The sequence below is a fragment of the Kitasatospora sp. NPDC114501 genome (assembly GCF_055633695.1).
The window spans coordinates 197,020-221,011 of sequence record NZ_JBVKDS010000004.1; the positions used below are offsets into that span (position 1 = coordinate 197,020).

The following is a 23,992-nucleotide window of genomic DNA, read 5'->3' on the forward strand; positions in this document are numbered from 1 at the left end:
GTGTTTGTCAGGGCTCTCAACAAATTAGTATGCCGGGACGTCAAAAGGAACCCGCACCGGAGGAACACATGGCTGAGCAGCGTGTCGTGATCGGCGTCGACAGCTCGACCCAGGCCACCAAGGCCCTGGCCGTCGACATCGACACCGGCGAGGTGGTGGGGGAGGGCCGCGCCCGGCACACCGTCAGCACGGGCGCCGGCCGGGAGAGCGACCCCGAGCAGTGGTGGGAGGCGCTCGTCGAGGCCGCGGCGCTCACCGGCTGGGCGGACCGCGCGGCCGCCCTCTCCGTCGCCGGCCAGCAGCACGGCCTCGTCACCCTCGACCGGGCCGGGCGCCCGGTGCGCCCGGCGCTGCTCTGGAACGACGTCCGGTCCGCGCCGCAGGCCGCGCAACTGCGCGACGCGCTCGGCGCGGTGGAGATCGCCCGCCGCACCGGCAGCGTCCCGACCGCCGCCTTCACCGCCCCCAAGTGGGCCTGGCTGCGCACCAACGAGCCCGCCGCGGCCGACCGCGTCGCGGCCGTCCGCCTTCCCCACGACTTCCTGACGGAACGGCTGACCGGCGAGGCCGTCACCGACCGGGGCGACGCCTCGGGCACCGGCTGGTGGGGCCCGGACGGGTACGACCCGGACGTCCTCGCCCGGATCGGCCTCGATCCCGGCCTCCTGCCCCGGGTCCTCCCGCCCGGCGCGCGGGCCGGCACCGTCCGTCCCGGTCTGCCGCTGCGCGAGGGGGCGCTGGTGGCCACCGGCACGGGCGACAACATGGCGGCGGCCCTCGGGCTCGGCCTCCTGCCCGGGCAGCCGGTGCTCAGCCTCGGCACCTCCGGCACCGTCTACGCCGTCGGCCGGACGCGGCCCGCCGATCCGAGCGGCACCGTCGCCGGCTTCGCCGACGCCCTCGGGGGCTGGCTGCCGCTGGCCTGCACGCTCAACTGCACCCTGGCCGTCGACCGCTTCGCCGCCCTGCTCGGATGCGGCCGCGAGGAGGTCGAGGACGGCGGCACCGCGGTCGTCCTGCCCTACCTGGACGGCGAACGCACCCCGGACCTCCCCGGTGCGTCCGGGCTGGTCCACGGCCTGCGCCACGACACCACCCGGGGCCGGCTGCTCCAGGCCGCCTACGACGGCGCCGCCCACGCCCTGCTCACCGCTCTGGACGGCGTCCTCCTCGCGGGAGGCGAGGACCCCCGGGGCGACGAACCGCTGCTGCTGATCGGCGGCGGCGCCCGCGGCCAGGCCTGGCAGCGGACCGTCCTGCGGCTATCGGGCCGGACGGTCCAGGTGCCCGTCGCCCAGGAGCTGGTCGCGCTCGGCGCCGCCGCCCAGGCCGCCGCACTGCTCACCGCGGAGCCCGCCGACGCGGTGGCGCGCCGCTGGCGGACGGCCGACGGCCCGGTGCTGGAAGCCGTCGAGAAGGACCACGACGCGCTCGAACGGATCGGGGATACCCTGCGTCGGGCCGGGGCCCTGCAGGGCGCGCCGGCCGAGGACCGGTAGGAGGGGCGCGTGACGGTGGCGATCAGGGCGGGCAAGGGGTCGGAAGGCGGACCCGCGTCGCAGCAGGACATGCGACGGCGGAACCTCTCACTGGTGCTCGGTGCGGTCGCCGGGCACAGCCCGCTCTCCCGCGCGGACGTCGCCGGGCGCGTCGGCCTGACCAGGGCGGCCGTCTCCTCCCTGGTGGACGAGCTGATCGGCCGCGGAGCGCTGACCGAGGCGGCGGCCACGGCCAGCGGACGGATCGGCCGCCCCGGACGGGCGCTGGCCGTGAACGACCGGGGCCCGGCCGGGCTGGGCCTGGAGATCGGCGTCACCCACCTCGGCGCGTGCGTGGTGGACCTGCGGGGCGAGCCCCGGGTGTGGCGCCGGGTCGAACGGGAGAACGCGGGCCGGCGGGCCGGGGAGGTGCTGACGGAGACCGCCGAGCTGGCGGCCCAGGCGCAGGCCGAGGCGGCGGCCCTCGGCCTGCGCGTCGAGGGCCGCGTCCTGGCCGTCCCGGGGGTGGTGCCGAACGAACCGGCCGGGCTGGTCGAGCGCGCCCCCAACCTCGGCTGGCGGGGCGTCCGCCTCGCCGACCACTGGCCCGACCCGGACACCGTGCCCGAGCCGGAGAACGAGGCCAACCTCGGGGCGCTGGCCGAGTACTGGAGCGCCGGACAGGCCGCGGAGACCTTCGTCCACGTCTCCGCCGAGGCGGGGATCGGCGCGGCCCTGGTCATCGACGGACGGCTGTTCCGGGGCGCCCGCGGCTTCGCCGGCGAACTCGGCCACATCCCCGTCCGGCCGGACGGCGTCCGGTGCGTCTGCGGTGCCCGCGGCTGCCTGGAGCAGTACGCGGGCGAGGCGGCGGTGCTGCGCGAGTCCGGGCTCGGGCGGCACCGCCCGGGCGACCCGGTCGCCGCGCTCGCCGAGCGGGCCGCCGCCGGACACGAGCCCACCCTGCGGGCGCTGGACGGTGCGGGGCGGGCCCTGGGCCTGGCCCTCGCCTCCGCGGTGGAACTCGTCGACCCGGACGGGCTCGTCCTCGGCGGCGCCTACGCCGAACTCGCCGACTGGCTGCTGCCCCCGGTGCGCGCCGAGTTGGCCGCCCGGGTCACCGTGCGGCCCTGGGCCCCGGAGGCGCTGCGCCCCTCCGCGCTGGGGCGGCGGGGCCCGCTGCTGGGCGCGGCGCTGACGACGGTGCGCCGGATCATGGCCGACCCCCTGCTGCTGGCCGCGGAGTGACCCCGGGCCGTGCCGGACGGGTCGGTCGCCGTGGCCGCTCCGACCACTCCCGCACGGGGCCGGTGGCAGCCGGGATCACGTCGGGCCCAGGCCCTGGGAGCACCAGATGGTCTTGCCGTTGGTGGTGTGCCGGGTGCCCCAGCCCTGGGTGAGCTGGGCGACCAGCATCAGGCCGCGGCCGCCCTCGTCGAAGGTGCGCGCCCGGCGCAGGTGCGGGGCGGTGTCGCTGCCGTCGGAGACTTCGCAGATCAGCGAGGTGTCGCGGATCAGCCGCAGCCTGATGGGCGGCCGGCCGTACTTGATCGCGTTGGTGACGAGTTCGCTGACGACCAGTTCGGTGACGAACGCCGGCTCCTCCAGGCCCCACCGGGCCAGTTGGTCGGCGACCAGCCGCCTCGCGTTCGCCACCTGGGCGGGATCGGGCTCGATCTCCCAGTCGGCCACGTGGTCCGGGTCCAGGGCGCGGGTGCGGGCGAGCAGCAGGGCCGCGTCGTCGGTGCGGTGGTCGGGCAGCATGGCCTTCATCGCCGTGTCGCAGAGCGCCTCCAACGACGCGGCCGGCTCGGTCAGGAGGCGGAGCAGGTCGGCGGTCCCCCGATCCGCGTCGCGCTCCCGGCCCGCCACCAGACCGTCGGTGTAGAGGGCGAGCAGACTGCCTTCGGGCAGCTCGATCTCGGTCGCCTCGAACGGCAGCCCGCCGACGCCGAGCGGGGGCCCCGGCTGCGCGAGGACCGGGGCGCGGGTGCCGTCCGGCAGGACGACCAGCGGCAGCGGATGGCCCGCGCTCGCCATGGCGCAGCGTCGGGAGACCGGGTCGTACACGGCGTACAGACAGGTGGCACCGGTCTCGCCGGTGGGCTCGAAGCCGCCTTCGGGCCGGGCGTCGTCGGGAAGGTGGAGGACCAGGTCGTCCAGATGGGTGAGCAGCTCGTCCGGTGGCAGGTCCACGTCGGCCAGGGTGCGGACCGCCGTGCGCAGCCGGCCCATGCTGGCCGAGGCGTGCACGCCGTGGCCGACGACGTCGCCGACGACCAGGGCGACCCGGGCGCCGGACAGCGCGATGACGTCGAACCAGTCACCGCCCACGCCGGCGCCGGCCCCGGCGGGCAGGTAGCCGGAGGCCACGTCGACGGCGCGGTGGTGCGGCAGGCGCTGGGGGAGCAGGCTGCGTTGCAGGGTCAGCGCGAGGGTGTGCTCGCGCGTGTACCGGCGGGCGTTGTCGATGGCGACGGCGGCCTTGGCGGCCAGCTCCTCGGCGAGGATCAGGTCGTCGGCGGTGAAGGCCTCGGGCCGGTCGCGGCGGGCGAAGGCGACGACGCCGAGCACGGCGCCCCGCGCCAGCAGCGGCACGGTGATCCGGCCGCTCAGCCCCTTGGCGGCGATCGACCGGTCGATCAGCGGCGTGCCCGGCGGCCAGTGGGCGGGGTCGGCGGCGAGGCCGGGGCCGAAGGCCCACTCGCCGCCCTGGCTCGGCTCGGCGGCGAGCTGCACCACGGACCTGCCGGTGGCCATGCAACGGGCGGCGACGGAACCGGGGGCGTAGCCGACCGGCGCCACCGGTCCGGGCGGCAGGCCGGGGTCCTCCTTCGTGCTGTGCCGGGCGGCGCGGCCGAGCGTGACGGTGTCGCCGGTGGTGACGGCGGCGGAGGCGGGCGGTTCCTCGCCGCGCAGCACCTCGTCGAAGAGGTCGACGGTGACGAGGTCGGCGAAGCCCGGCACCGGGGTCTCGGCCAGCTCCCGCGCGGTGCTGATCACGTCCAGGGCCCGGCCGATGCCCCTGGTGGCCTCGTTGAGGATGAGCAGGCGCTGGCGGGCCCAGTACTCGGCGCTCATGTCGAAGCCCCAGTTGGCCACCGCGCGCACCGTGCCCCCGGCGTCCCGGACGGGCCACATGCTGGTGGCCCAGGCGTTCGCGTAGGCGCTGCCCAGCGGGCGGAAGATCGTGATGAGGCGCGCGGGCACGCCGGTCCTGGCCACCTCGACGAGCTTGTCGGTGTACGCGGCGTCGTCCAGCTCGGGGAACAGCTCGCGGTACTTCTCTCCGAGCACCTGCACCTCCGAGTGGGCCATCACCCGGCACGCGGCGGCGTTCACCCACAGGAACCGCAGGTCGGGGTCGTAGACGCCGAGGGCGAAGGGACACTGCTCGAAGGCCCGGTCGGCGATCACCGGGCGGCGGTCCCAGCGCCGCAGGGTCACCACGCGGCCCGCCGCCGGCCCGTCGGCGCCGTGCACGGAGTGGGCCGTCAGCACGGCGTCCACGGTGGAGCCGTCCCGGTGGCGCACGGTGACCAGTTCCGTGAGGTCGGGGCCGTCGCTCCCGGGGAATCCGGGCGGGGGATCGACCAGGAGATCCGTGAGGTGGCGGCCGACGGTCTCCTCCGCCGTCCAGCCCAGCAGCGAGCGCCCGCCCTCACTCCAGCCGCTCACCACGCCGTCCGGGCCGACCATGACGACGGCGGTGGGTGCGTCCTGCTCGCCAGCGGTCTCCACCCGTGCCTCCGTCCGGGCAGCCGTGCACGCCGGAGGGGGATTCCGGCGCCTTGCTCCAGCCTAGGTTCGGCCCCCGCCGAGCGCGCGCGGGTGGCCGGGGTGCCGGCCACCCGCGCGCGCGGTCGTGGTGCGTCGGGCGGGTCAGCGCTGCAGGGTGAGGAGGCCCGGCCGGTACGGCAGTTGCAGGTAGGGAGTGCCCTCGCTCCTGGGGTCCCTGCCCTGGTAGAGGAACTGCAGGCGGCAGGCGTCGACGGTCATGGTCTGGTCGGGGTTGTCGCGGACCAGGTCGCCGTGGCTGATGTCGTTGGTCCAGGTGGCGCCGCTGTTGGCCTTGCCGGCGAAGGGGTTGTTCTCGGTGGCGGCCTGCGGGGTCCAGGTGCCGTTCAGGCTGGTGGCGGTGAAGGAGCGGAAGTAGCGCTGCTCGTTGGTGCCCCGGGCCTCGACGATCATCAGGTACTGGTTCTGGCCCTGGACCTTGTAGACCTGCGGGGCCTCGAAGAGGTTCTTCACCGTGTCGGTCATGACGGTGGTGTAGGAGGAGCCGAAGCTGCCCGGGAAGTTCCCGATCGGCATGCTCGCCCGGTAGATGCTGCCGTTGTCACCGGCGAAGAACAGGTACATGTTCTGGTCGTCGGCGATCAGGGTCGGGTCGATCGGGCCGCCGGTCGGGAGGCTGCCGGTGAACAGGTCCTGCGGCGCGGACCAGCCGTTGGGGTTGGTGGGGTCGCTGGACGTGCGGTAGGTGAAGGACCAGGAGGTGCCCCACCCCAGGGAGGCCAGCACCCAGACGTTCTTCGGCGCGAAGTAGAACAGCTGGGGCGCGACCGCGGACCGGGGCAGGCCGGTCTGGGCGGCCGAGGCCATGTCCGACCAGTTGGTGAAGGGGGCGAACCCCATCGTGTTCCACGACGTTCCGTCAGAGGTCGTGGCGTAGACCAGGTGCTTGCCGTTGTACGTCGTGGTGGTGAAGTCCTTCAGCGCGACCCACCCGTTGGCCGGCTGCGCCAGCGGTCCCGTCGACGTCCAGCGGTACGTCGACGGAAGGGAACAGGAGGTCGTGGACAGGCCGGTCCACCGCTGGTTGCCGGCGCCGGTGCAGTTCCAGAGCTGCACCGCCGTGCCGTTGGCGGTCCCGCCGCCCGAGACGTCCAGGCACAGCCCGGACTCGACGCCGACGATCGTGCCGTCGGCGTTCACCCGCCACTGCTGGTTGGCGCCGCCGCCACAGCCCCGGATCGCTACCCGGGTCCCGGCCGTGGTGGCGTGGCCCGGGGCCTCCAGGCACTTGTCGCCGTACACGGTCAGCTGACCGCTGTCCGTCGACGTCCACTGCTGGTTGGTCCCGCCCCAGCAGTCGTAGATCTGCACGTTCGTGCCGTCGGTCCGGTCGGCGCCCGGCACGTCGAGGCACCGGCCGGAGGCCGTGCCGCGCACGGCGCCGGTGGTGGCCGCCTGAGCCGGGCCGGCGACGAGCATCGCCGCCAGGGCGGCCAGGGCCGCGACGGCGGCGGCGAGCACCGCGAAGGGACGGGTGCGGAGGGAACTCGATCTGTACATGGGTCGTCATCCTTGGGCGAGCGGCTCGGTGGGGGAGGGAGGGCGACGTGGAATGTTAGCGCTAACAAAATGCTGAAGCAGAGTCAGCGACGAGAGCGCGGCGTGGATTCCACGTTTATAGACCCGGCGCCTCTACCCTGTCCAGAGACGTGCGAGCACTGTCTTCCGCCCACTTCCGCACGCCGCACGGCGGGCCGTTCCGGTCGCGCCGATGCCTTGACACCGTGGCACCGGTGCCCCGAGGATCGGCCCCGTGAACCTGTCAGACAGCCAGACAGCTGGCACCCCGCGGCGGATCAGCGCCACCGAAGCCGTGTTCGGCCACCTGCGCGGCGCGATCGAGCGCGGTGACTACGCGGTGGGCGACAAGCTCCCGTCCGAAGCGGAACTGTGCCGGACCCTGGAGGTCAGCCGGCCGGTGCTGCGGGAGGCACTGCGGGCCCTCCAGGCCATGGGCCTGACCGTCTCCAGGAGCGGCAAGGGCACCTTCGTCGTGGCGAACGCGGTCGAGGACCCCACCTTCGGCGACTACGCGGCGAGTGACCTGCTGGAGGTGCGTCGGCACGTCGAGATCCCGGTCGCCGGGTACGCGGCGCTGCGTCGCACCCCGGAGGACCTGGACCACCTGGCCCACCTGCTCGACCGCATGGAGCGGGAGACCGACACCACCGCGTGGGTCGCGCTGGACACCGTGTTCCACCTGGCGGTGGCGGAGGCGGCCCAGAACCCCGTGTTCCGCCGGGTCATCGAGGAGATCCGTGACGCACTGGCGCGTCAGTCGACCTTCCTCAACGAGCTGGGCGGCCGGCGCGAACAGTCCAACTGCGAGCACCGGGCCATCGTCGAGGCGCTGGTGGACGGTTCCGAGCACGACGCCGTCGAGGCGATGTCCCACCACCTCCACCGGGTCGAGACGACCCTCACCGACATCGTGCGCCCCAAGCGGGCGGACACCCCCACGGAAGGCGGATCCGAGGCGTGAGCGAGCAGTTCCTCGAAGACGAGAAGCGCCCCACGACCCGTCACGTCGATGCCGGGGACACCGGCTACAGCAAGTCCCTGAAACCCCGTCACGTCAACATGATCGCCATCGGCGGCGCGATCGGCACCGGCCTCTTCCTCGGCGCCGGCGGGCGTCTCGCCGACGCCGGCCCCTCGCTGTTCGTCGCCTACGCCGTCTGCGGCCTCTTCGCGTTCCTCGTGGTGCGCGCGCTCGGCGAACTCGTCCTCTACCGCCCGTCCTCCGGGGCCTTCGTGTCGTACGCCCGGGAGTTCCTCGGGGAGAAGGGCGCGTACACCGCGGGCTGGATGTACTTCCTCAACTGGGCGACCACCGGCATCGCCGACATCACCGCGGTGGCGACGTACACCCACTACTGGCACCTGTTCTCCAGCGTCCCGCAGTGGGTCATCGCGCTGATCGCCCTGGCCGTGGTGCTCACCGTGAACCTGATCTCGGTGCGGTTCTTCGGCGAACTGGAGTTCTGGTTCGCCATCGTCAAGGTCGGCGCGCTGGTGGTCTTCATGGGCATCGCGATCTTCCTTGTCGTCACCCGGCACCCGGTGGACGGCACCGTCCCGGGACCGTCGCTGATCACCGACAACGGCGGCGTCTTCCCCCACGGCCTGATGCCCATGCTGCTGATCATCCAGGGTGTCGTCTTCGCCTACGCCTCCGTCGAACTGGTCGGCGTCACGGCCGGGGAGACCGAGAACCCCGAGAAGATCATGCCGAAGGCGATCAACTCGATCATGTGGCGGGTGGGCCTCTTCTACGTCGGCTCGGTCCTCCTGCTCTCGATGCTGATGCCCTGGAACAGGTACTCCGCCGGCCAGAGCCCCTTCGTGACCGTGCTGTCCCACATCGGCGTCCCGGCGGCCGGCAGCGTGATGAACCTGGTCGTCCTCACCGCGGCCATGTCCTCGCTCAACTCCGGCCTCTACTCCACCGGCCGCATCCTGCGCTCGATGGCCGTCAACGGGTCCGCCCCGCGTTTCACCGCCCGGATGAGCCGCAGCCAGGTGCCGTACGGCGGCATCCTGCTCACCAGCGGCATGTGCGTCCTGGGCGTCGGCCTCAACTTCGTGGTGCCCGCCGAGGCGTTCGAGATCGTGCTCAACCTCGCGGCGATCGGCATCATCGCGACCTGGGCCATGATCATGGTCTGCCACCTCTTCTTCTGGCGGAAGACCCGGGCCGGCGAACTGGCCCGCCCCGCGTACCGCCTGCCCGGCTCGCCCTGGACCGAGATCGTGACGCTGGCCTTCCTCGCCTCCGTCCTGGTCCTCATGTACGCCGACGGCGGCGCCGGACGCACCACCGTGCTGTGCGTGCCGCTGATCGCCGCCGCGCTCGTCGCCGGCTGGTACGCCGTCCGCGGGCGCCTCGCGCGCGAAGCCGCCGGGACCGACGACTGAACCGGGCGGCGGCCCACGGCGACGTGCGGACCGGTCCCGCCGTCGCCGGGGCCCGCCGGCCGACGGACCGGAAGTGACCCACCACCGATCGAGGCAGTGATGCACAGAAGTTCCCCGGCGGACGCTCCGGCGATCCGCGAACCCCACCACGTCCCCGTCGCCCACGTCACCCGCGGAGGCATGATCGAGGGGGTCCACCACGGCTCCGTCGTCGTCCTCGACGCGGACGGCGAGGTCCGGTTCCGGCTCGGTGACATCGAGGCGGCCTGCTATCCGCGGTCGGCGCTCAAGCCGGTCCAGGCCGTCGCCATGGTGCGGGCCGGGCTGCCGCTGGACGGCGAACTGCTCTCCCTCGCGACGGGCAGCCACTCCGGCGAGGAACGCCACCTCGCCGGCACCCGGCGGATCCTCGAACTGGCCGGACTCACCGAGGACGACCTGCGCAACGTCCCGGACCACCCGTACGATCCGGCCGTCCGGGACACCTGGGTGCGGGCCGACCGGCCGCCGTCCCGGCTCGCCCAGAACTGCTCCGGCAAGCACGCCGCGATGCTCTACCTCTGCAAGCTCAACGGCTGGCCCCTGACCACCTACCTCGACCCCCGCCACCCGCTCCAGCGGGAGATCGCCGCCGTCGTCGAGGAGCTCACCGGCCGGCGCACCGCGCACACCAGCGTGGACGGCTGCGGCACCCCGTTGTTCGCGGTCTCCCTGCGCGGCCTCGCCCTCGCCGCCGCCCGCATCGCCGCCGCGGCACCGGGGACCGCCGAGTTCCGGGTCGCGGACGCGCTGCGCGGCCACCCGGAGATGGCCTCGGGCAGCGGACGGGACACGGCCGCGTTGATGCGCGCGGTGCCCGGACTGCTCGCCAAGGACGGCTTCGAGGGCGTCCAGACCGCCGCGCTGCCGGACGGTCGCGCCGTCGCCGTGAAGATCGCGGACGGGGCGAACCGGGCACGCGTCCCGGTGACGGCCGCCGCCCTGGCGCTGGCCGGAGTCGATCCCGCGCTGCTGGTGGACTGCGCCGGCGAGGCGACGGCCGGCGGCGGCCACCGCGTCGGCGAAGTCCGCCCGGTGCCGGCCCTGGCGCCGCAGGCCTGCGCCGCTCCGGCGTGACCGGTCCACGAACCCCGCACCCACCTCAGGAAGAGGACCCGCACACCATGACCGCCGCCACCCGGAGCGAGCACGACCTGCTCGGAGACCGCGACGTCCCCGCCGACGCCTACTGGGGCGTCCACACGCTGCGTGCCACCGAGAACTTCCCCATCACGGGCACGCCCATCTCCACCTACCCGCACCTGATCGACGCCCTGGCCGCCGTGAAGGAGGCCGCCGCCCTCGCCAACGAGGAACTCGGCCTGCTGGAGCCCCGCAAGGCCGCCGCGATCGTCGCCGCCTGCCGCGAGATCCGCGGTGGGACGCTGCACGACCAGTTCGTCGTGGACGTCATCCAGGGCGGCGCCGGCACCTCGACCAACATGAACGCCAACGAGGTCATCGCCAACCGGGCGCTGGAACTGCTGGGCCGCGCCAGGGGCGAGTACCGGCACCTGCACCCCAACGAGGACGTCAACCTCGGCCAGTCCACCAACGACGTCTACCCGACCGCGGTCCGGATCGCGACCGTCTTCGCGGTGCGCGGCCTGCTCGACGCGATGGCCGTCCTCCAGGACGCGTTCGCCCGCAAGTCCGTCGAGTTCCGCGACGTGCTGAAGATGGGCCGCACCCAGCTCCAGGACGCCGTGCCGATGACGCTCGGACAGGAGTTCTCCGCCTTCGCGGTCATGCTCGACGAGGACCGCAGCCGGCTCGCCGAGGCGGTCGGTCTGATCCACGAGATCAACCTCGGCGCGACCGCGATCGGCACCGGCCTCAACGCCCCCGCCGGCTACGCCGAAGCCGCCCGGCGCCACCTCGCGGCCATCACCGGGCTGCCCCTCGTCACCGCGGCCAACCTGGTCGAAGCCACCCAGGACTGCGGCGCGTTCGTCCAGATGTCCGGCGTGCTCAAGCGCATCGCCGTCAAGCTCTCCAAGACCTGCAACGACCTGCGCCTGCTGTCGTCCGGGCCGCGGGCCGGTCTGGGCGAGATCAACCTTCCGCCGGTGCAGGCCGGTTCGAGCATCATGCCCGGCAAGGTCAACCCGGTGATCCCCGAAGTCGTCAACCAGGTCGCCTTCGAGGTGATCGGCAACGACGTCGCCGTCACCATGGCCGCCGAGGCGGGTCAGCTCCAGCTCAACGCCTTCGAACCGATCATCCTGCACTCGCTCTCGGAGTCCGTCACCCACCTGCGCGCGGCCTGCCTCACCCTCGCCGAGCGCTGCGTGGTCGGCATCACCGCCAACACCGAGGCGCTGCGCGCGAGCGTCGAGAACTCCATCGGCCTGGTGACCGCCCTCAACCCGCACATCGGGTACACGGCCGCCACCGACATCGCCAAGGAAGCCCTCGCCAGCGGCCGGGGCGTGGCCGAACTCGTCCTGGAGAAGGGTCTGCTCCCGGCCGAGACGCTCAGGGCGCTGCTGCGGCCCGAGGTGCTGGCGGGCAGCGGTGCGCTCGAGGTGATCGCGGGCAGCGGCGTGCCCGTGGCCTGAGCGCGGGCGCCGTTCGCGAACGCAGGACGAGCCGCCGCACCGGTGCCGGTGCGGCGGCTCGTCGCGTCCGTCCGTCCGGTGCCGCCGCCCCGTCCGCCCCGCCCGCCCCGTCCGCCCGGGCCGGCTCCGGACACCGGACGCCGGCCGGTCGCGTCACCGGTGGTGGTGCGGCGGGGGAGGAAGCGTGTCGGCGCCGGGTGCGGGTTCCGGCCAGACCAGCAGGACGGGACAGGGCGCGTGGTCGACGACGAAACGGGTCGCGGGGCCGAGGCTGTGCGGGCCGAGCCGGGTGCGGTCGCCGTCGCGGGCGAGGACCAGCAACTCGGCGCCCTCGACGGCCGCGACGACCTCGCGTTCGACCCGTCCGGTGCGTTCCACGTGGGCGCAGGGCAGGCCGAGACGGTCGGCCGCGGCGTCGAGCAGGTGTCGGGCGGAGGCCGCCGCCAGGGTCTCCACCCGGGTGCCGGGGTCCCGTTCGCGGTGGCCGCGGCCGAGGAGTCCGGCGAAGGCGCCGTGCGCCACGCCGGGCACCTCCTGGCCGCTGACGTGCAGCAGGACGATCTCGGCTCCCTGCGGCGCGTGCGCGCGGGCGGCGTCGACACAGGCGGGCCAGGTGCCTTCGGTGATCCAGACGACGACGGTCACGGTGTCAGCCTCCGAGGACTTGTAGGGATGCCCACAGTGCCACCACGGCCGCTGCCAGGGCGGCGGGCACGACGAGCAGTCCGAGCCGGGTGAACTCGCCCAGGCCGATGTCGGTGTCGTGCTCACGGACGATGCGCCGCCACAGCAGGGTGGCCAGGGAGCCGGCGTAGGTGAGGTTGGGGCCGATGTTCACCCCGAGCAGCACCGCCAGGACCGCCCCGGCGCCGGACGGGACGGCCAGCGGCAGCAGCACGAGGGTGGCGGGCAGGTTGTTGATGACGTTCGCCAGCACCGCCGCCAGCGCCGCGACGCCGAGCAGGGCGGGCAGCGAGGTGCCGTGGGGGACGAGGTGCCCGAGCGCGGAGGCCAGCCCGTTGTCCACGACGGCCCGGACCACGATGCCGAGCGCCAGCACGAAGGCCAGGAACGGAACGGCGGCCGAGCGCACGATCGCCAGCGGGGTGGTGCGGCGCCGGACCAGCGCCCGGACGGCGAGCACGAGCGCTCCGGCCAGCGCCGCCCAGGCCGGATCGACGCCGACGACCGAGGTGAGGACGAACCCGGCGAGCGTGCAGGCGACGGTGACCAGCGCGAACAGCGGCATCTCCGGCGCCGTCACCTCGTCGGCGGTCGGGGCGCCCGCGTCCAGGTCGGCGGCGAAGAACCGGCGCAGCACCACGTACTCGACGGCGATGGCGGCCAGCCACGGCAGCGCCATCAGCGCGGCGAACCGGGTGAAGCTCAGCCCGCTGGCGGCGAAGGCCAGCAGGTTGGTGAGGTTGGAGACCGGCAGCAGCAGCGACGCGGTGTTCGACAGGTGGGTGCAGGCGTACAGGTGCGGCTTGGGCCGGGCGCCGAGCCGGGCCGCGGTGACGAACACCACCGGTGTCAGCAGCACCACGGTGGCGTCCAGGCTGAGCACCGCCGTGACCACCGAGGCGACCACGAACACCTGCGCCAGCAACCGCCGCGGACTCCCGGCCGACGTCCGCGCCATCCACGCCCCGCAGGCGCGGAACAGGCCCTCGTCGTCGCACAGTTGCGCCAGCACCAGCACGGCCGCCAGGAACCCGATCACCGGCCCGAGCCGCTGCGCCTCGGCCACCGCGTGGTCCCAGGAGATCGCCCCGGCGGCGACCACCAACCCGGCCGCCGGGACCGCGACCACGGCCTCCGGCCAGCCCCACGGCCGCACCACGGCGCAGACCAGCACCAGCACCAGCAGCCCGATGGACAGCGTTTCCGCGGATGACGTACTCAGGGTCTTGCTCCTCGCAGGTGACGCGGGTGAACCGGTAGGAATGTACCGGTTGCGACGGTGCCACCAGGGGCGGCGCGGGGAGCGGGCCGGAGAGCGCCGGGCGGGGGAGTGCCGGGGCGGGCCCGGTCGGTTCCGGGGGCGCCCGGCGCGCTGTGGCACGATGCCCGCGGGCCGGCCACCACGGGCGGCCCCGCGAAGGTGAGGAGAGGACCAGCCATGACCGAGACCGCCACCGCATCCACCGGGCCCGCCGGGGATCCCGTGTTCCGGCCCGCCGTGCCCGCCGACGTCCCGGCGCTGGTCGAGCTGGTCGAGTCCGCCTACCGGGGCGACGCCAGCCGGGCCGGGTGGACCACCGAGGCGGACCTGCTGGACGGCCGGCGCACCAACCCGGAGGCCGTCACGGAGGCCGTGGGCCACCCCGAGGGCCTGGTGCTGCTGGCCGAGCGGGACGGCGAACTGCTCGCCTGCTGCCAGCTCGAACGGCGCGGCGAGCGGGCGTACTTCGGCATGTTCTCGGTGCGCCCCGGGCTCCAGGGCGGCGGGATCGGCCGGGCCGTGCTGGCCGAGGCGGAGCGGGTGGCCGCCGAGGAGTGGGGCGTCGGCGCGATGGAGATGACGGTGATCGAGCAGCGCGCCGAGCTGATCGCCTGGTACGAGCGGCGCGGTTTCCGGCGCACCGGGGAGTTCAGCCCGTTCCCGTACGGCGACGAGCGGTTCGGCATACCGCTGCGGCCGGACCTGCGGTTCGCCCACCTCGTCAAGGAGTTGACGGCGGCCGGGTGAGGAGTGGGCGATTCGGTGCCGTTGGACCCGGTTTCCGCAGGTGACGCCCTGTCAAGTCGCTGAGCTGGGGCGATGCGGAGATGTCACACCTCGTTCATTATTGGTCTAGGCCAATGTGAGAAGCTGAGCGCGAACGGCCACGTTCCGTCCGATGCCCAGGGGGGCCATTTCCGCATGCCCGTTCTCCATGGCACCGCCATGCCCGCACCCGACACCGGCCCGCGCCGGACACCCGAGGAGCCCGACGACCACCGACTGCCCAGCCCGCCCGACGACGAGGAGCTCTACTGGTACTTCGGCCCGCAGCGCCGCTGGGTGCTGCTCTGCGCCACCCTCTCCTACGCGGGAGCCACCGCCACACTCGGCCTGTTCGCCCTCAGCAAGCCGCTGCTCTGGCCGTTCCTGGTGCTCACCGTGCTCAACGCGGCCACCTGGCTGCTCTCGCTCGCCGACGGCCAGCGCGCCCGGCGCTTCACCCGCGACTCGCACGACCTGCTGCTGCGCGCCTGGAACCCCGCCCGCGCCCCGAGCGTGGACCTGCTGCTGCCGACCGCCGGCGAACCGCTGGCCGTCCTGGACAACGCCTACCGGCACACCGCGGCCGTCCGGTGGCCCGGTGAGCTGACCGTCCTGGTCCTCGACGACGCCGGCCGCCCCGAGGTGCGCCGACTCGCCGAGTCCTACGGCTTCCGGTACCGCGCCCGCCCCGACCGGGGCCGGTTCAAGAAGGCCGGCAACCTCAACCACGGCCTGGCCGAGGGCACCGGCGAGATCGTCGCCGTCCTGGACGCCGACTTCTGCCCCCGCCCCGACTTCCTGCACCACCTGGTGCCCTACCTCGACAACCCCGAGGTCGGCATCGTGCAGAGCCCGCAGTGCTTCGACACGGACGCCGACATGTCCTGGCTCGAACGCGCCGCGGGAGCCACCCAGGAGATCTTCTACCGCTGGATCCAGCCCTCCCGGGACGCGCAGGACGGCACCGTCTGCTGCGGCACCAACGCCCTCTACCGCCGCGCCGCACTGAAGCGGATCGGCGGCTTCGCCGAGATCGACCACAGCGAGGACCTCTACACCGGCCTCGCCCTCGCCCGCGCCGGATGGGCCACCCGCTACGTCCCCGCGCTGGTCGCCAAGGGCATGTCGCCCACCGGGCTGCCCGCCTTCATCAGCCAGCAGTACCGCTGGTGCCTCGGCTCCCTGGCCCTGGTCCGCGACCCGGACTTCCGCAAGGGGCCGCTGCCCAGGTCCGCCCGGCTCTGCTTCTGGAACGGCATCCTCGGCTACGTCACCAGCGCGGTGAACGTCTTCGCCGTGCCGCTGCCCGCCCTGATCATGCTGTTCTTCCGGCCGGAGGAGATCCAGCCCTGGCAGGTGCTGCCGTTCCTGCCGCCGATCTGGGTCGCCCTGGTGCTGCTGCCCGCGATGTCCCGCACCCGCTGGCGCTTCGAGGTCACCCGGGTCCAACTCCTCGGCGGGCTCTGCCACGTGGTCGCCATCGCGCACGCGCTGCGCCGCCGCTCCGCCGACTGGGTGCCCACCGGCGCCGTTTCCGGCGGCAGTTCGCTCGCCCGCGCCGTCGCCCGGATCGGGGTCGGCTGGCTGGGGTTCGTCGTCCTCGCGGGCATCGCCGGACTGGTCCGGGCCGCGCTGCTGTACGGCTGGCAGCCCTACTGGGCGCTCGCCGGGCTGCTCGCGCTCACCGCGTACACCATGGTCCCGCTGATCCGGGAGCTGTGGCCGCTGCTGAACGGGTCCGGTGGCGGCAAGGGCGCCGCCGTCGGAGAGGTCGCCGCGCCCGCCCGGGGCCGCTCCGACCTCGGGTTCGGCCGGGCCGAGGCCGTCGCCGTCACCGCCGTCCTGCTGCTGTGCGGACTGCTGGCCTCCGGCTGGGCCGATCCGCTGATCTTCTGACCTGCCGTCAGTTCCACTTCACCGACCGATCGTTGCGTTTCCTTGCGCGTCGCCCCACCGGCGCGGACACCGCCCGGCCGCCCCATCGGCCCGGCGGGCCCGACCACCGCTGCCACTCCTGCAAGGAGCACCGCCGTGTCAACGGCCGTACCACCATCGCCGTCCTCCGATTCCTCCTCTTCCGCTGCCTCCGTCTCCGGGATACGCGCCGACTCCGCCGGGATGCCCGCCGACTCCGCGGAGACGTCCACCGACCTGCTGCCCGGCGTCGTCCGGGTGGGTCGGGAAGCCGCCGCCCCGCAGCGCGCCGCCGTCGCCGAGAACGGGCGGACCAGCCCGCGTGCCGCCTTCCGTCCCGACATCGAGGGGCTGCGCGGCGTCGCCGTGCTCTGCGTCCTCGCCTTCCACTCCGCCGTCCCCGGCCTGACCGGCGGCTTCGTCGGCGTCGACGTCTTCTTCGTCATCTCCGGCTTCCTGATCACCGGCCTGCTCATCGGCCGCCCGCTCGGCCTGTGGGACTTCGCCGCCCGCCGGGCCCGGCGCATCCTGCCCGCCGCCGCCACCGTGCTGGTCGCCACCGCCGTCGCCGGCGGCGCCCTGCTCGACCCGCTGCGCGGCACCGACCTGGCCCGCGACCTGATCGCCTCCGCCGGCCAGTTCGCCAACTGGCGCCTCGTCGGCCAGCAGACCGACTACCTGGCCGCCGAACGGGACCCCAGTCCGTTGCAGCACTTCTGGTCGCTGGGCGTGGAGAACCAGTTCTACCTGCTCTGGGGCGTCCTGCTGCTCGGTCTCGCCCGCTACCTGCACGGGCGCCGCCGCACCCTGGCGATCACCCTCGCCACCGTGGCCGTCGGCGGCGTCTCGCTGGCGCTCTGCCTGCGCTGGACGGCCAGCTCCGCGCCGCTCGCCTACTTCTCCACCGGCAGCCGGCTCTGGGAGTTCGCGGTCGGCGCCTGCGCGGCGCTGGCGGTCCCCGCACTGGCCTCCCGCGCCGAGCGGCGGCCGACGGCGTGGTTCGCACGGGTGGTCGGATGGCTCGGCCTGGCCGCCGTCCTCGCGCCGGTCGTCCTGTACGACCGCACCACCGCCTTCCCCGGCACCGCCGCGCTGCTGCCCGTCCTCGGCACCGCCGCCGTCCTGCTCGCCGGGCGCGGCACCCCCGGCGCCGCCGACGCCGGACGGCTGCTCGTCGGCCGCCCGCTGCGCGCCGCCGGACGGCTCTCCTACGCCTGGTACCTCTGGCACTGGCCGGTGCTGACCATCGCCCAGGCCCGGTACGGCGCGCTGCCCTGGACCACCCTGCTCGCGCTCACCGCCGCCAGCGCGCTGCCCGCCTGGCTCACCCTGCGACTGGTCGAGCGGCCGCTGCGGTACGGCAGCAGCCCGGCTCCCCGGCGCGGGCTCGCGGTCGGCGCCAGCGCCCTGGTCATCCCGCTGATCGCCGCACTCACCCTCGGCGGCGGCACCGTCCGCGCTCTCGGCGACCCCGCCGCCGGGCCCACGGCGGCCCCCGCCGGAGCCGCCGACGGCCCGAACCTGCTCGCCCCCGGCACCCGGGTGCTCGCGCTGACGCCCTCATTGGCCCGGGCCAGGGAGGACTTCCCGCCCGGCAAGGGCTGCGAGATCCCGCTCCACGCCGACAGCAGCCCGCGCTGCCTCTTCGGCGCCGAGGACAGCCCCGACCGGATCGTGCTGGTCGGCGACTCGCACGCCGGGCAGTGGATCTCCGCCGCCCTCGCCCTGGCCGAGCAGCGGCGCTGGGCCCTGGAGGTCCTGGTCAAGCCCGGCTGCCCGCTGGCCACCCTCACCGTGCGCAACAACGTGCTCGGCCGCACCTTCGAGGAGTGCGACCGCTGGCGCGAGAACACCCTCACCCGGCTGACCTCCGGGCCCGCACCGCGCCTGGTCCTGATGGCCGGGCTCAACCGGTACGGCAGCCAGGAGGAGCGCGCCGAGGGCTGGACCCGCACCCTGGACCGGCTCACCGCCCTCGGCGCCCCGCTCGCCTACCTCGGCGACACCCCGATGCCCGGCAAGGACATCCCGACCTGCCTGGCCGCCTCCGACGGGCGCTCGGACGCCTGCTTCTTCCCGCGCGACACCGCCTTCGAGCCGGACCCCGTACTGGACGGCGGGCTCGCCGCCCGGTACGGGGTGCGGACCCTCGACCTCGGACCGCTGCTCTGCCCCGGCACCGGGCCGTCCTGCCCGGCCGTGCTGGAGGGCGTCGTGCTGTACCGGGACACCGGGCACATCACCGACACCCTGGCGCGGGTGCTGGCGCCCCGGCTGGACAAGGGCCTGCTGGGGGCGCCGGGGGCCCCGGTCGGTGCGACCGGTCCGGCCGCTCCCGCCGCGTCCGTGGCCCCCGGGCCGCCGTCGGCTCAGCCGTAGAGGCTGTGGCAGATCCGGGCCTGGTCCGACCCGGGCGGCCAGTGGCCCGCCCGCTCCGCCTGGTCGCAGATGGTGCTCCGGCCGCCGCCCGAGCCCGCCCCGGCACTCGCCGGGGCGGGCGCGCCCGACGGGCTACGGGCCGGAGCCGCGGAGTGCGGGCTGTGCGTCGGCTTGGGACGCGCGCTCGCCGAGGCGCGCTGGGCGTCGGGCGTCGCGTCGGCCCCGGCACCGGACGCGGCCGGCACCGGGACCGGACCACCCACCGGCACCGCCGTGCCCGGGGCGGGCGGCGGCAGCGGGGACGGCGCGGGCGTGGCCGGTGACGGCGAGACCGGCAGCAGCTGCGCCGCCGACTCCGAGGCGGAGGGCGAGGCGTCCGGCACCGCCGCCACGCTGACCTCGTCCCCCTTCCCCGGCCCGCACATCACCAGGACGGACGCCAGCACGGCGCCCGTCCCGACCATCGCGGCCGTCCAGGCCTTGCGTGACAACCGCCTCGGCGGCGGGGCGGTGGACCACGGCGGTAGCGGATTCGTCGGGACCGGCGGCGGCTGCCAAGCGTTCTGCGGCCACTGCCACGGCCCTCCGGTGGGCTGCCCAGTCATGTGCTCGTCCCTTCCAGCGGCCCCCCTCGAACCTTTCCGTGCTCAACGAGCGCGCCGACGCCGGGACATGACCCGGAAGAGGGGTCTGGACGGGCGTTGATTGCCACCGCGCCACATGCTGGGGGGCATGGAGACCAACAGCACGTCCGAAGCCCTGGTCGAGGTGGCCGCGTTCCGGACCGACAGCCGCTACCGGCTCGTCCACTTCGAGGGCCACGGCTGGGAGCCGCTCGCACCGGAGGAGTTCGAGCCGCGCGTCCACCAGCTCTTCCCCGACCTCGACCCGCGCGACCCCCGGCGGGTCCACTGGGCCGACCGCCCGTGGGAGTGGCCCGCCTGGCACCCCGGCGAGGCCTGACCGGCTGCTGGCCGGGTCCGGCCCCGGATTCCGCACCGGGTCGGCGCGGCCGGAACCCGCCGGGGGCAGGAAGGCCGACCCCGTGACTTCGTTACGCTGGGCGGGTGAGTGTGGATCACTTCTGGCGCCGCGTGCCCGGCCGGGCCGTGGACGCCTGCTCGCCGGAGGAGCTCGGCGAACTCGTACCCCGCGACCGCGACGTCCGGTACGACCGGCTGGCCTCCGCCGGGCTCGCCCTCGGTGTGCGGCGCACCGCCGTCCTGATGGAACTCGCACTCACCGAGAACGGCCTCCATCCCGACCCGGCCGCCCGACTGCCCGTCTACGGCGGCGGACGCCACCAACCGGACGGGGCGCTGCCGGACGGCGCCGTGCCGGTGCTGCGCCCCGAACAGGTCGCGGCGGCCGCCGCCTTCCTGCGCGGCTCGGCGCTCGGCGAACTCGTCCGCCAGCAGAACACCGTGCTCGCCCGCAAGGCCGCGCACCTCGGTTACCCGACGCCCTGGTCCGAGACCTGGGCGGCACTCGTCGTCCACGACCTGCGCGAGCTGCGGGACTTCTTCGCCGGCGCGGCCGCGGCCGGTGACGCGGTGGTCGTCCGCGAGGCGGAGTGAACCCGCCCGCCGTCCGCTCCGAGCGCATCGCCGTCCGAACACGGCGCTGTTCCGGGCGAGTTCGACCGTGGGCGCAGCGGAGGCGGCCGCGTGCTCTCCTGCACGGCACGGCACGGGGGATTTCGCGTGGTGCGGGCAGGACGCCGCGATTGTCCGTGATTCGGGTGACGCCGAAGTAGGGCGACGCCGGGTCGGGGCCGTCGGCACGATGGCTGTGCCGACGGGGGAGACAGCGGTCGGAGAACGCCGGGGACGGCCTCCGGCCGGCGCCGCGTCCATCGCCCCCCGTCCGTGCCGGGTGCGGTCTCCTGCCCCCGGTTCCTGACGAGCCCTGAAAGGCATGCCCCATGAAGAGGATCACCGCCGCGCTCGGCGTCGCCGCGCTCGCGCTCTCGGTCGGCGTCGCCGCCGCGCCCGCCGCCTCCGCGGAGTCGTCCAGCCGGTGCGCCTACACCAACAGCGAGCCGTTCCTGTCGTACGGCGACCACTCGACGGCCGTCAAGCAGCTCCAGTGCGAGCTCTACTACTCGATGGTGAGCAGCAACCTGACCCGCGACGGCGACTTCGGCCCGGCCACCCTGAGCGACGTGAAGAAGTTCCAGGGCTGCGTCGGCCTCGCGCAGGACGGCCTGGTCGGCCCCAAGACCTGGGCGCAGCTCGACAAGTGGACCAAGGCGTCCGGCTCGGCCTGCTGACCCACCGCGCCCTGAGGCCCGGCCCCGCCCGCACGCGGCCGGGCCTCAGCCCGTACCGGCGAACACTGTCCAGCCTCTCCCCGCGCTGAACTGACGGAGCATCACGTCATGGCGCCCCGGCGGGAGGATCGCACCCGACAGGCCACCGGTGCCGACCGCATTGTCCCGAGCCGGGCGTACGTCGGTCGACTCGGCTCCACCGGGGAGCCGCCGGCTACGCCTCGGGTCCTACTTCGCTGGTCCCGGGCTCGCTTCGTCCGCGGGCCGATTGACGCCGGTCGGGGGCCGCGATCGATGATTCCCTGCGTCGGTCCGTCGTGGTCGGGTGGGGAGCAAGCTGCTCATGTGGGGCAAATGGATCAGTTGCAGGGTACCGGCGGCGGCGCGTGGACAGTTCTTCGCGGACCAGCTCCGCTGGTCGGGGATCAGTGATCAACCAGGCTTGGTCGGGCAGGTCGGCGGCTGGGATCCGGCCACCGGCTGTGCTCATCTGCTGGGACTGTGGACCGATGCGGAGGCCTACGGCGGCTTCATGCGGGAGCGGCACGACGCGGTGGTCGCCGACGACCGACAGGGCGTCGGCTACTGCGTGGTCGAGGCCGCCACCGGCGGGACCGTCCTGGAGATGCGGGGGGAGACGGCCGGTCTGGCCCGTGCTCTTCCACGCGCCACTCTCCTACGGGTCGCCGACTGCCGGCTACTGCCCGGACGCAGGGAGCACTTCCTCGACGTCCAGCGCACGGTGTGGGCTCCAGGCATGGCGGCGGCCGGCGGCATGCTCGCCGGTGCCGTCACCCGGCTGGAGGCGGACCGCTACCTGGTCACGACCCTGTGGTCCGGCTCCACCGCCCACCGGCGCTACGCCACCCGGCACCTGCCGGCCCTGCGCTCCCGCGCCGCACCGGAGGGTGACATCCGGTCGATGACCGGCCACGTGTTGCCCCTTGAGGCGGCCTGGCGCGTCCTGCCCGTTCCACGACCCGCCGAGCCTCCCGCTGGTCACCGGACCCGCACCCGCCGGCGCCTCGGTGGTTGAGGGGCCGGGTGCCGCGTGGGAAGTCGGCGGGGCCGGCTTCCCGTGCGGCGTCACGGTGTGCCGAAGTCCTCCGCCGCCAAGCGGTCGGCCCAGCGGGTCAGGGCCGGGGTGAGGGGTGGGTGGGCGAGGCCGGCGGTGGTGGCGAGGTGGTCGGCGGAGGCGGTGTCGTAGCGGTCCTCGGAGAGGAAGGTGAGGGTCTCCGGGTCGGCGCCGGTGAGGGCGCGGGGGAGGCGGCGGACGAGGGGGACGGGGATCAGGGCGCGGGGCGGGCGGACGCCGAGGTGGTGGGCGAGGAGGGCGATCAGCTCGGGGAGGCGGGGGGTGGCCGGGTCGAGGACGGTGTGGGCCGCGAGCGGGGCGCGGTCGTGCTCGGGGGCGGCGGCCAGGAAGCGGGCCAGGTGGTCGACGGTGACGACGGGGAGGAAGGTGCGCCGGGTGCCGGGCAGCAGGGGGAGCCGGCCGCGGTGGAGTAGGCGGACGAGGTGGGCGAGGCCGAGGTACTGGCCGGCCTCGCCGGTCCGCGAGTGGCCGATGACGCTGCTCGGGTTGACGGTGGTGAGCGGGACGCCGAGGCGGGGTGCGGTGACCCGGACGGCGGCGTCGCCGAGCTGCTTGGAGGCCTCGTACGCGCCGAGGCGGGTGTAGAGCGCGGCGGTGGCGGTCGGGTCGAGGGGGTACCGCGGCCGGGGGTCGCGGCCGACGCGGTAGCCGGAGAGGTGGACCAGGCGGCGCAGCCCGGGGCGGGTGGCGGACCAGTGCAGGGTGTGCAGGGCGCCGAGGACGTTGGCGGGTTCGGCCTGGGCGCGGGTGAGGCCGAAGGCGTAGCGGGCGGCGAGGTTGTGGACGTCGCGGACCTCGCCGAGCCGGGCGTCGTCCTCGGGGGAGAGGCCGAGGCCGGGGCGGGTGAGGTCGGCGGTGACGGTGGTCGGCGCGCTGCCGTCCGCGCCGTGGTCGTGCAGCCACCGGCGCAGGGCGTCGGCGCTGCGCGGGTCGCGGACGGCGGCGGCGACCGGCTCGCCGCGGGTGAGGAGTTCGAGGAGGAGCCAGCGGCCGAGGAAGCCGGTGGCGCCGAGGACGAGGGTGCGGGGCGGTGTGGCGGGGATCATGGCGAAGCTCCAGGTATCAGGAATCAGTAGACCGGTCTGCATATTTTTTGGGCAGGAGGCGGCGCGGGTGTTCGGCCCGTGCGCCGCCTACCTACCGCCCACCCGTCGCCTACCCGCGGCCGAGCAGGTGCCGTACGGCGTGCCGGGCGTGGTCCAGCGGTTCGCGGCTGCGCCGGACGGAGGCGAGCAGCACGGCGCCCTCCAGCAGGGCGAGCACCTGCCCGGCGGCGGCCTCGGCCTGTTCCGGGCTGAAGCCCTCGGCCTCCAGTCGGCCGGCCAGGACCTGCTGCCAGCCCGCGTACAGCTCGGCGCAGACCGTCCGCAGGGTCTCGTTGGTGCCGGCCACCTCCAGGGCGACGGTGGCGATCGGGCAGCCGCTGGCGTAGTCGGAGTGCTCCAGGCGTTCGGCGAAGGCCTCCATCAGCCGCTCGGCGAGGGCGGCGGTGTCGGCGCCGTCCCCGGCCAGCGCGGTGAGCAGCGCCTCGACCTCCTGGCCGGCCTGGGTGAGCGCGGCGGCCACCAACTGGTCCTTGCCGCCGGGGAAGTGGAAGTAGAGCGAACCGCGCGGGGCGCCGGTGGCGGCCACGATCCGGTTGAGGCCCGTCCCGAAGTAGCCCTGCGCCTCGATCAGTTCCCTGGTGCCGGCGATCAGCCGGGCCCGGGTCTCCTCGCCCTTGACTCCCATGCGGCGATAGTAGACCGGTCTGCATATTCCTGTCGACAAGCTTCCGACAGGCTTCCGAAGGCTCGCGACGGCCCTTCGGCCGGCGCTCGGTCCCTT

The 23,992-nt window shown here is 74.5% G+C and carries 20 protein-coding genes; 13 read left to right on the plus strand and 7 right to left on the minus strand.

Features of this window, described 5'->3' with window-relative positions:
- Positions 1–68: 68 nt before the first annotated feature.
- Both xylB and ACZ7RU_RS09995 read left to right on the plus strand, forming a co-directional pair.
- Positions 69–1,499 carry a xylulokinase gene (xylB, locus tag ACZ7RU_RS09990; RefSeq protein ID WP_470340385.1) on the plus strand — a complete coding sequence of 477 codons (1,431 nt, stop codon included), beginning with the start codon at positions 69–71 and terminating at the stop codon, positions 1,497–1,499.
- Positions 1,500–1,568: 69 nt separating this feature from the next.
- The gene (locus ACZ7RU_RS09995) at positions 1,569–2,726 is read left to right on the plus strand and encodes an ROK family transcriptional regulator (RefSeq protein ID WP_470340386.1); all 1,158 of its coding nucleotides are present in this window, start codon (positions 1,569–1,571) and stop codon (positions 2,724–2,726) included.
- Positions 2,727–2,801: 75 nt separating this feature from the next.
- Here ACZ7RU_RS09995 and ACZ7RU_RS10000 read toward each other — a convergent pair whose 3' ends face one another.
- Complete coding sequence (locus ACZ7RU_RS10000; protein ID WP_470340387.1) at positions 2,802–5,219, minus strand: SpoIIE family protein phosphatase; 2,418 nt, start codon at positions 5,217–5,219, stop codon at positions 2,802–2,804.
- A 141-nt stretch (positions 5,220–5,360) separates the two neighbouring features.
- Positions 5,361–6,776, minus strand: a complete 1,416-nt coding sequence (locus tag ACZ7RU_RS10005; protein WP_470340388.1) for a non-reducing end alpha-L-arabinofuranosidase family hydrolase — start codon at positions 6,774–6,776, stop codon at positions 5,361–5,363.
- A 253-nt stretch (positions 6,777–7,029) separates the two neighbouring features.
- On the opposite strand from ACZ7RU_RS10005, the gene ACZ7RU_RS10010 reads away from it, so the two are divergent.
- The 4 genes from ACZ7RU_RS10010 (at position 7,030) to aspA (ending at position 11,794) form a co-directional block, all read left to right on the plus strand.
- Positions 7,030–7,758, plus strand: coding sequence for a FadR/GntR family transcriptional regulator (locus tag ACZ7RU_RS10010; RefSeq protein ID WP_470340389.1), 729 nt, complete (start codon positions 7,030–7,032; stop codon positions 7,756–7,758).
- Positions 7,755–9,194 (plus strand): amino acid permease, encoded by a 1,440-nt coding sequence (locus ACZ7RU_RS10015; RefSeq protein WP_470340390.1) that lies wholly within the window; start codon positions 7,755–7,757, stop codon positions 9,192–9,194. Before ACZ7RU_RS10010 ends, ACZ7RU_RS10015 begins: the two co-directional genes overlap by 4 nt.
- Positions 9,195–9,293: 99 nt before the next feature.
- A complete protein-coding gene (locus tag ACZ7RU_RS10020) occupies positions 9,294–10,310 on the plus strand; it encodes an asparaginase (RefSeq protein ID WP_470340391.1) in 1,017 nt (338 codons plus the stop codon).
- Between the two features lie 47 nt (positions 10,311–10,357).
- A complete protein-coding gene (aspA, locus tag ACZ7RU_RS10025) occupies positions 10,358–11,794 on the plus strand; it encodes an aspartate ammonia-lyase (RefSeq protein ID WP_470340392.1) in 1,437 nt (478 codons plus the stop codon).
- A gap of 153 nt (positions 11,795–11,947) precedes the next feature.
- On the opposite strand, the gene ACZ7RU_RS10030 is transcribed toward aspA, so the two are convergent.
- Together ACZ7RU_RS10030 and ACZ7RU_RS10035 are read right to left on the minus strand one after the other, a co-directional pair.
- Positions 11,948–12,439: a universal stress protein gene (locus ACZ7RU_RS10030; RefSeq protein ID WP_470340393.1), complete on the minus strand. Its 492-nt coding sequence runs from the start codon at positions 12,437–12,439 to the stop codon at positions 11,948–11,950.
- A 4-nt stretch (positions 12,440–12,443) separates the two neighbouring features.
- The gene (locus ACZ7RU_RS10035) at positions 12,444–13,700 is read right to left on the minus strand and encodes an SLC13 family permease (protein WP_470340590.1); all 1,257 of its coding nucleotides are present in this window, start codon (positions 13,698–13,700) and stop codon (positions 12,444–12,446) included.
- Between the two features lie 216 nt (positions 13,701–13,916).
- Here ACZ7RU_RS10035 and ACZ7RU_RS10040 point away from each other — a divergent pair, with 216 nt between their 5' ends.
- From ACZ7RU_RS10040 to ACZ7RU_RS10050, 3 genes are all read left to right on the plus strand, one after another.
- Complete coding sequence (locus tag ACZ7RU_RS10040; RefSeq protein WP_470340394.1) at positions 13,917–14,486, plus strand: GNAT family N-acetyltransferase; 570 nt, start codon at positions 13,917–13,919, stop codon at positions 14,484–14,486.
- A gap of 174 nt (positions 14,487–14,660) precedes the next feature.
- On the plus strand, positions 14,661–16,400 hold the full coding sequence (locus ACZ7RU_RS10045) for a glycosyltransferase family 2 protein (protein ID WP_470340395.1): 1,740 nt from the start codon (positions 14,661–14,663) through the stop codon (positions 16,398–16,400).
- Between the two features lie 222 nt (positions 16,401–16,622).
- Positions 16,623–18,797, plus strand: a complete 2,175-nt coding sequence (locus tag ACZ7RU_RS10050) for an acyltransferase family protein (RefSeq protein ID WP_470340396.1) — start codon at positions 16,623–16,625, stop codon at positions 18,795–18,797.
- On the opposite strand, the gene ACZ7RU_RS10055 is transcribed toward ACZ7RU_RS10050, so the two are convergent.
- Complete coding sequence (locus ACZ7RU_RS10055) at positions 18,788–19,288, minus strand: hypothetical protein (protein WP_470340397.1); 501 nt, start codon at positions 19,286–19,288, stop codon at positions 18,788–18,790. The genes ACZ7RU_RS10050 and ACZ7RU_RS10055 overlap by 10 nt on opposite strands.
- A 241-nt stretch (positions 19,289–19,529) precedes the next feature.
- On the opposite strand from ACZ7RU_RS10055, the gene ACZ7RU_RS10060 reads away from it, so the two are divergent.
- The 4 genes from ACZ7RU_RS10060 (at position 19,530) to ACZ7RU_RS10075 (ending at position 22,105) form a co-directional block, all read left to right on the plus strand.
- Positions 19,530–19,760, plus strand: coding sequence for a hypothetical protein (locus ACZ7RU_RS10060; RefSeq protein ID WP_470340398.1), 231 nt, complete (start codon positions 19,530–19,532; stop codon positions 19,758–19,760).
- A 104-nt stretch (positions 19,761–19,864) separates the two neighbouring features.
- The gene (locus tag ACZ7RU_RS10065) at positions 19,865–20,374 is read left to right on the plus strand and encodes a hypothetical protein (RefSeq protein ID WP_470340399.1); all 510 of its coding nucleotides are present in this window, start codon (positions 19,865–19,867) and stop codon (positions 20,372–20,374) included.
- Between the two features lie 347 nt (positions 20,375–20,721).
- Positions 20,722–21,069, plus strand: a complete 348-nt coding sequence (locus tag ACZ7RU_RS10070; protein ID WP_470340400.1) for a peptidoglycan-binding domain-containing protein — start codon at positions 20,722–20,724, stop codon at positions 21,067–21,069.
- 343 nt (positions 21,070–21,412) lie between these two features.
- Positions 21,413–22,105 carry a DUF4937 domain-containing protein gene (locus ACZ7RU_RS10075; protein WP_470340401.1) on the plus strand — a complete coding sequence of 231 codons (693 nt, stop codon included), beginning with the start codon at positions 21,413–21,415 and terminating at the stop codon, positions 22,103–22,105.
- Between the two features lie 50 nt (positions 22,106–22,155).
- On the opposite strand, the gene ACZ7RU_RS10080 is transcribed toward ACZ7RU_RS10075, so the two are convergent.
- Together ACZ7RU_RS10080 and ACZ7RU_RS10085 are read right to left on the minus strand one after the other, a co-directional pair.
- Positions 22,156–23,211 (minus strand): SDR family oxidoreductase, encoded by a 1,056-nt coding sequence (locus tag ACZ7RU_RS10080; protein ID WP_470340402.1) that lies wholly within the window; start codon positions 23,209–23,211, stop codon positions 22,156–22,158.
- Positions 23,212–23,320: 109 nt separating this feature from the next.
- A complete protein-coding gene (locus ACZ7RU_RS10085; RefSeq protein ID WP_470340403.1) occupies positions 23,321–23,896 on the minus strand; it encodes a TetR/AcrR family transcriptional regulator in 576 nt (191 codons plus the stop codon).
- Positions 23,897–23,992: the final 96 nt, after the last annotated feature.

Excerpts from the sequence above, each read along its gene's own strand:
- xylB (WP_470340385.1), top strand. The coding sequence starts at position 69 with ATGGCTGAGCAGCGTGTCGTGATCGGCGTCGACAGCTCGACCCAGGCC.
- ACZ7RU_RS09995 (WP_470340386.1), top strand. The coding sequence starts at position 1,569 with ATGCGACGGCGGAACCTCTCACTGGTGCTCGGTGCGGTCGCCGGGCAC.
- ACZ7RU_RS10005 (WP_470340388.1), bottom strand. The coding sequence starts at position 6,776 with ATGTACAGATCGAGTTCCCTCCGCACCCGTCCCTTCGCGGTGCTCGCC.
- ACZ7RU_RS10020 (WP_470340391.1), top strand. The coding sequence starts at position 9,294 with ATGCACAGAAGTTCCCCGGCGGACGCTCCGGCGATCCGCGAACCCCAC.
- aspA (WP_470340392.1), top strand. The coding sequence starts at position 10,358 with ATGACCGCCGCCACCCGGAGCGAGCACGACCTGCTCGGAGACCGCGAC.
- ACZ7RU_RS10040 (WP_470340394.1), top strand. The coding sequence starts at position 13,917 with ATGACCGAGACCGCCACCGCATCCACCGGGCCCGCCGGGGATCCCGTG.
- ACZ7RU_RS10045 (WP_470340395.1), top strand. The coding sequence starts at position 14,661 with ATGCCCGTTCTCCATGGCACCGCCATGCCCGCACCCGACACCGGCCCG.
- ACZ7RU_RS10050 (WP_470340396.1), top strand. The coding sequence starts at position 16,623 with ATGCCCGCCGACTCCGCGGAGACGTCCACCGACCTGCTGCCCGGCGTC.
- ACZ7RU_RS10060 (WP_470340398.1), top strand. The coding sequence starts at position 19,530 with ATGGAGACCAACAGCACGTCCGAAGCCCTGGTCGAGGTGGCCGCGTTC.
- ACZ7RU_RS10070 (WP_470340400.1), top strand. The coding sequence starts at position 20,722 with ATGAAGAGGATCACCGCCGCGCTCGGCGTCGCCGCGCTCGCGCTCTCG.
- ACZ7RU_RS10075 (WP_470340401.1), top strand. The coding sequence starts at position 21,413 with ATGTGGGGCAAATGGATCAGTTGCAGGGTACCGGCGGCGGCGCGTGGA.
- ACZ7RU_RS10080 (WP_470340402.1), bottom strand. The coding sequence starts at position 23,211 with ATGATCCCCGCCACACCGCCCCGCACCCTCGTCCTCGGCGCCACCGGC.
- ACZ7RU_RS10085 (WP_470340403.1), bottom strand. The coding sequence starts at position 23,896 with ATGGGAGTCAAGGGCGAGGAGACCCGGGCCCGGCTGATCGCCGGCACC.